This is a genomic window from Kurthia gibsonii (assembly GCF_006539985.1).
In the GTDB taxonomy this organism is placed as follows: domain Bacteria; phylum Bacillota; class Bacilli; order Bacillales_A; family Planococcaceae; genus Kurthia; species Kurthia gibsonii.
This window is the reverse complement of the sequence record NZ_BJOB01000080.1, coordinates 1-6,485: the sequence shown is the minus strand read 5'-3', so window position 1 is coordinate 6,485 and position 6,485 is coordinate 1. Positions and strand designations below refer to the sequence as shown.

At 34.5% G+C, this 6,485-nt stretch carries 9 protein-coding genes; 8 read left to right on the top strand and 1 reads right to left on the bottom strand.

The features are described 5' to 3' along the window. Nucleotides 1-165: 165 nt before the first annotated feature. A complete protein-coding gene (locus tag KGI01_RS14140; RefSeq protein WP_255314800.1) occupies nt 166-288 on the top strand; it encodes a hypothetical protein in 123 nt (40 codons plus the stop codon). 362 nt (nt 289-650) lie between these two features. On the opposite strand, the gene KGI01_RS13305 is transcribed toward KGI01_RS14140, so the two are convergent. Continuing rightward, a complete protein-coding gene (locus KGI01_RS13305) occupies nt 651-860 on the bottom strand; it encodes a hypothetical protein (RefSeq protein WP_141275080.1) in 210 nt (69 codons plus the stop codon). A 264-nt stretch (nt 861-1,124) separates the two neighbouring features. On the opposite strand from KGI01_RS13305, the gene KGI01_RS13300 reads away from it, so the two are divergent. From KGI01_RS13300 to KGI01_RS13270, 7 genes are all read left to right on the top strand, one after another. Continuing rightward, entirely contained in the window at nt 1,125-1,739 is a 615-nt protein-coding gene (locus tag KGI01_RS13300) for a hypothetical protein (RefSeq protein ID WP_141275079.1), read from the top strand. 110 nt (nt 1,740-1,849) lie between these two features. Further along, on the top strand, nt 1,850-2,290 hold the full coding sequence (locus KGI01_RS13295; protein WP_068454104.1) for a BrxA/BrxB family bacilliredoxin: 441 nt from the start codon (nt 1,850-1,852) through the stop codon (nt 2,288-2,290). Next, a complete protein-coding gene (locus tag KGI01_RS13290) occupies nt 2,278-3,075 on the top strand; it encodes a class I SAM-dependent methyltransferase (protein ID WP_068454102.1) in 798 nt (265 codons plus the stop codon). Before KGI01_RS13295 ends, KGI01_RS13290 begins: the two co-directional genes overlap by 13 nt. A 117-nt stretch (nt 3,076-3,192) precedes the next feature. After that, nucleotides 3,193-3,900, top strand: a complete 708-nt coding sequence (locus tag KGI01_RS13285; protein WP_141275078.1) for a PhzF family phenazine biosynthesis protein — start codon at nt 3,193-3,195, stop codon at nt 3,898-3,900. A 75-nt stretch (nt 3,901-3,975) separates the two neighbouring features. Continuing rightward, nucleotides 3,976-4,536: a TVP38/TMEM64 family protein gene (locus KGI01_RS13280; RefSeq protein ID WP_141275077.1), complete on the top strand. Its 561-nt coding sequence runs from the start codon at nt 3,976-3,978 to the stop codon at nt 4,534-4,536. Between the two features lie 151 nt (nt 4,537-4,687). After that, nucleotides 4,688-5,263 (top strand): YpjP family protein, encoded by a 576-nt coding sequence (locus KGI01_RS13275; protein WP_141275076.1) that lies wholly within the window; start codon nt 4,688-4,690, stop codon nt 5,261-5,263. 111 nt (nt 5,264-5,374) lie between these two features. Then, nucleotides 5,375-6,226 (top strand): VOC family protein, encoded by an 852-nt coding sequence (locus tag KGI01_RS13270; RefSeq protein ID WP_141275075.1) that lies wholly within the window; start codon nt 5,375-5,377, stop codon nt 6,224-6,226. The last annotated feature ends 259 nt before the right edge of the window (nt 6,227-6,485 follow it).

Below are 6,485 nucleotides of genomic sequence, written 5' to 3'. Positions count from 1 at the left end.
TGCTCGTTGAAAGGGAATCTTAACTATGCATAATACAATACACAAAAAGGAGAGACACCATGATTCGAAAAAGATCGTCAGTCGCTTCAGCAATTATTTTTAGAAGTACGAACAAAGCATTTCCTTTGGGAAGATGGGGCATCTTTTGAGCTACAAGATTTTGATTTGCAAACACAGGATGAAATTTTACTTGTTGCAGAAGATGAAAAAGGTATACTTCAAGGATTTTTGGCAATTTATGAACCAGATCAATTCATACATCATCTTTTTATTGCAAATGATACGTAAGGAAAAGGAATTGGTAAACAACTTATTGATGAAGCGGTTAAACGTTTCTGAACACCACTTACATTAAAGTGTGTAAGCAAAAATACAGCCGCCTTACAATTTACTTAAAAAACAACTTTTATAGAGTGGAAGAAGTTGATGCGAATCTACCGTATCATTTAATGCGCTTAGAATAAAGGAATTGAGCTGCTTTATGTAGAATACGAACAGTAATACGAATAGCGGTTGGGGGAATGTGGTTATGCTTCGTAAATTATTCGGAATGGTGCTCATTGTGTTACTTATTTATTTAATTATAAATTATTTACAAACTGGCGTATAATCAAAAAAGACTTTAGCGCGCGCCAAAGTCTTTTACATAATTATTCTTTTACTTCAAATTCCCAGTAAATATCTTTGGCATCTAATGTATTAGTTGGAACATACTTCACTGTATATTCCCCAGCGCCTTCCACATCATATTGAACTGCACCGTTTACGTCTGTACCTTTTTCGTAGTCACCACCAAGCCGCTTGGCCCCACCATAGAAAGCATCTAGCTCTTTGCCGTCTTTGTATAAACGGAATGACATAGATGAAATATACACTTTACGATCAAAGTTGTTTTTACGTTAAAATCAAGTGTTAAGATTTTTCGGTTTTCGGTTTACCCCAAGGGTCACTATCTGATAATTTCGCTGATTTTAATGGGTAATGGAATTAATAATTTTTTCATGTACATGACCTTCTTCTAATTTATCCCTCATTTTCTGAATCTATAAACATTTCTTTTATTTTCAAGTAATTTTTTACTAAATATGATAAATTAATAATAATTAAATGTTAGGAGGAAGCGTATGAAGAAGTTATTATTAACACTATTTTGTATGACGGTGGTTTTGTCAGTGTATGGAACAAAAGCATTTGCAACGTCTGTAAAGTCGAGTGATTATTTACCAAGTACACAAAAAAGTCATTACAAAGAAGGTACAGGTTATTATTTAGATAATTATCGTTTTAAATATAAAACGGTATTTAAAAAAGGATATTGGCATACATATGAATATGATTATAAAAAGAAAAAATATAATACATATGTGTCTTCAAAATTAAAATATGTTGTGAAAAAAGATGGTATTCACACGATTGATTATCAAAATAATTATGGCGAGATTGATCGTATGGAGAGTAAGGTCTTACCAGCAACATTGAAAAAAGGAATGAAGTTTACAACGTATGCTAAACTGAAAGGTTATCCAACAGCTAAGTATCATAATGTAGTTGCTTCAACAAACGTAAATATGACGATAAAAGGCAAGAAATATAAAAATGTCGTAAAAATTGTTCAAGCCAATAAAAAAGAAAAATTAGTGCAGTATTGGGCAAAAGGTAAAGGGATTATCAAACACATGTATACGAATGGTGAAAATGGTGCATCGAAAATACGCTCAACGTCTTATTTAATCAAATAAAATGATAAAAGTTCATAGAGTTTCTTCTATATAAATAGCGTGCTATAATTATAGTGGAAACGATGTAAATAAATTCGTTTGATTTACAATGTAGAAATGAGGAAATCAATATGTCAAATGCCTATGAAGAATATATGCGCGGAATCGTTGCGCCAATGCGTCAAGAATTAGTAGATGCAGGTTTTACACAATTATTAACTGCTGATGAAGTAGCAGAACATATGCAAGAATCAAAAGGTACATCCTTAATTATGATTAACTCAGTATGTGGTTGTGCAGCAGGTCTTGCGCGTCCAGCTGTTATTGAAGCAGTACAGCAAGTAGAGAACAAACCAGACCACTTAGTAACGGTGTTTGCAGGTCAAGAAAAAGAAGCAACAGAACAAATGCGTGCATTCTTTGAAGAAGTGCCACCAAGCTCACCATCGATTGCTGTTTGGAAAGATGGTAACCTTGCTTACTTCATTCCACGTGAACAAATCGAAGGACATATGATGGAAGAAGTTCGTGACCATTTAGCAGGTGCATTAGAACAAGTATGTGCAAAATAAGAACTGTTGCCACTACAGGTGGTAGACCAGACGCGCTTTCTATTGAGAAGGCGCGTTTTGTTGGTCATACGTTACAAATCGATGTTGTGCCACGCGATAAAAAATCGGTTCAAAAAATAGCAGAACGATACGAAGCAAATGTGATTGTAGCAGGGAAAAATCGCTATGAGTATTATGCTTATGGCGCAAAAGAGCCTTTCTTTTTCCATCCGAGTTCGGCTGCTTTTCGTGTGAAAAGACTTGCAAAGGGACAAGCAGATCCACTATTAGAACTTGCAGAATTAAAGCAAGGTGATTCATTTTTAGATTGTACATTAGGACTTGGAACCGACAGTATGATGGCGGCAGTAGTTGTTGGAGAAGAAGGACGTGTAGTGGGGTGTGAAGCGAATCCTAATGTGGCGTTTATCGTGAAACAAGGTTTACAACACTATGATTTCGAATCAGAGGGTTTATCACTTCTTCAAAATATGCGTCGTATTGAAGTCGTTTCGCAAAATGCAGTAGACTACTTAAAAACCTTACGAGACAATACCTTTGATGTGGTCTATTTAGATCCAATGTTTGAAGAAACAATCGAAGAATCAGTTCATTTTCAGCCACTTCGACAAGCAGGTGTACATGATGTGGTAACAGAAGAGTGGATGACGGAAGCAAAACGAGTGGCAAAAAGAAGTGTGGTTTTAAAGGCACATTACCGTTCTACTTTATTTGAAGATTTCCATTTCCAAAGAATTGAACGCAAAAATACAAAATTCCACTTCGGTATTTATAAAATAGGATGAAAAAGCATTATATATAATATATAATTACTATGTATTTGTATGAAATTATTCATTTGTTTAAGTCCTCAAGATTATTTATACTAAATATAATCATATGTAAAGGAAGGAAGTTTTGGCTTGGAGTACGTACAGCACCAAGTTCTTCGTAAAGGTTGTAATGGACAGAATGATGTAACGGTAATTTTATGTTCAAGCGAATTATCAAAAGAAGAACGTGAACAGATTGTAAAAGAAAATAAACAGAAAGAGATTGCTTTTCTTTTTCCGTCTGACACAGCAGACTTTCGCGCAATTTTTTACATGCATAAAAAAGAACAGGATTTATGCTTTTTAGGGTTAACGGCCACTTTGCAAACACTACTTCAACAATATTCCTCTTATAAAGATTATTCGAAAATTAAAATCGAAACAAATGTAGGACCTTTCGAAATGGATTATGTCACGAAAGAATTTTCGTTAAAAGATTATCAACTATATGAAAAAATTAAAACAGCCGTAAACTCAGAACAAACGCTATATTGGACGAACGATGTTCCACACTTAAATGAATATCCTAAAGAATGCTTTTTGTTAGATGTTCCTGAACCTTCGTTTGTATTAAGTGAACCGAATACAGAACACTATTTTTTGAAGTCGACACTCGTACGTCGAGAAGATATAGATGAAAGTTTTGCTAATCTATTTTCGATTTTTGATCAATTAAAATATCGACTACAGGTGAAACGGCATACACATCAGGTAGGAGCCATTTTTGTTACGCTCGATATTCAAAATTTAGCAACAGGAAGTATGCTTCGACTGGACTCGTTAAGTTTAGAAGCTTAAATAGAAGTAAATGAAACGGTAAGCAAACCGAATGAATCAGTTTGTTTACAGTTTTTTTATCGTAAGGAGGAAGCGATGCAGCAAGCTATTATTGAATTATTTCAAACAAATCCCCAAGTAGCGATTATGATTAGTCTACTTTTAAGTATAGCTATTAGTATATTAGGTGTAGTGCCGAGTGTATTTCTAACAGCAGCCAATTTAATTGTATTTGGTTTTTGGGGTGGTCTCTTGTTATCCTTCGCAGGAGAAGTATTAGGTGCGACCGTATCATTCTTCTTATACCGCAAAGGTTTTAAACGATTGAACGATACACGTGCTTTTCAATATCCCAAAGTTCAAAAATTATTACAGGCCAATCAAAAAGAGGCTTTTGCTCTCATTATTTCTTTGCGTATTTTACCGTTCATTCCATCAGGGCTTGTGACATTTGTCGCGGCAGTTGGACAAACGACATTTTTTACATTTTTTATTGCGAATATGATTGGGAAGATTCCTGCCATTGTGATTGAAAGCTTATCTGTTGATCAACTGCTTCACCTATCATTTGAATGGAAAATTGGTGTCACGATTCTAGGCTTAGGCGTTCTCATGTATATAATGAAAAAAGTAGGTGTAGTTGGGCGAAGTTCATAAAGTTTGCTAGAAAAATCGTCAGTAAATTGCAACTTTTCTGTAGAAAAGTGCGTTCTAAAAAGTATTGAGGGTTTTTCTTATAAATATTTTTCAGTCTATTGTACAATAGAGACAAATCAGGTGAACGACTAATAAAAAAGAGGGTGATTTTATGAAGAAATGGATTCAAAAGTTCCTTGTTTCAGCGGTAGCAGTAGTAACATTAGGTGTTATTACACCAAGTCATACCATTTGGAATAATATTTTAAGTGATGAACAGGCAAGTGCTAAGTCACAAAATATTGGCGAGGATACACAACACTCCACCTACATAGAATCGACTTTTGAAGAACCAACACAACCAGAAGTTGATTTGATTGTGGAAGCCAAAGAACAGGCTTATCAAAAATTCGGTTCTCGTATCGGACCGAAAATTCAGGAAGACTTTGATACACATATTTTTCCGAAAATGCAAGAAGCTATTGATCAAACTGTAACGAACGCAGAAGTACAGCAGCTAGCAATTACCGAAAATCCAAGTGGCAACTATGCTGAAAAGATGTTCAATATTTACGATGAACAAACCGGCAAAGACTTAATTCGATTCCACGTGCGAACAGAAAATCGCCCAGGAGAAGGGTATTACTACAACTTCCACTACCATACAGCTGAAGATCAATTTGCAACACATCATAATCTTGGGGATGTTTATTGGAGTAAAAATACGCCACCTAAATGGTTATCTTAATAATAGAAGAAAATACTGAGCGATTCATCGCTTGGTATTTTTTTATTGCTAATTTTAAGTTATTAATATATAGTAAGTTACATAAAGTAAGTTAATGGGAGAGGGATTTATATGCCAACAACATTTCATCAAAAACCAAATTTATTTATTCAAAACGTTACATTAAAAGTTTCAAATCTTTCGCGTTCGATTGATTTTTATACGGAGATTATTGGTTTTCGTGTTTTACAGCAAGAAGAAGGACGAGTTACGTTAACAGCAGATGGTCAGCACGCACTGATTACATTAGTAGAAGTACCGAATGCTCAGTTTGTAAGAGGCGCAACTGGTTTGTATCATTTTGCATTATTATTGCCAAGTAGAAAAGATTTAGGAAACTTAATTCAGCATTTTATTCAGAAGAATGTTCAGATTGGTGCGGGAGACCATGATGTGAGTGAGGCACTTTATTTATCAGATCCAGACGGTAATGGCATTGAGATGTATATTGATCGACCAGCTGATACGTGGAAGTGGGATTCGAACGGACAAGTTTACATGACAACAGACCCTGTACAATTCCAATCTGTATTACGTGAGGCAGATGGTACGTGGAGTGGTTTACCAACAGATACAGTAATGGGACATATTCATCTATCTGTGCGCAATCTACAAGAGTCGGAAGATTTTTATACATCGTTATTAGATTATGCCGTTGTTTCACGTTACGGTGGACAAGCGTTATTCATTTCTACAGGTGGTTATCATCATCATATTGGTTTGAATACATGGCATAGTGAAGGAGCAGATGCTTTACCAAAAGATGCGGTAGGTATTCAATCTTATACAGTTCAATTACCGGATCAAGACTATGCGGTACAATTAAAAAAACGTTTTGTTGAGCAAAATATGGAAATAAAAGAACAAGAAAACATTTTTTCAATCATTGAACCAAATGGAATTGAAGCGAAATTTACAATATAAGGATAAAATAAAGGCTCTTTGTAACAATTGGGCATTTATAAACAACATATTTTCATTTTAAACGTGTATTTCGATAGAAAATACACGTTTTTTATTTATTTATTTTGTTGAAAAATGTCGAAAAAACAAATATAGATACCAAAAAATGGAACACTTAAAATATTGATATAACGCGATTTATGAAAAAAATCCATTAAAATTGCGAAACTACATCCATTTTATACCATGGTATGTAACATTGCTGTAACATGCGTGAAAA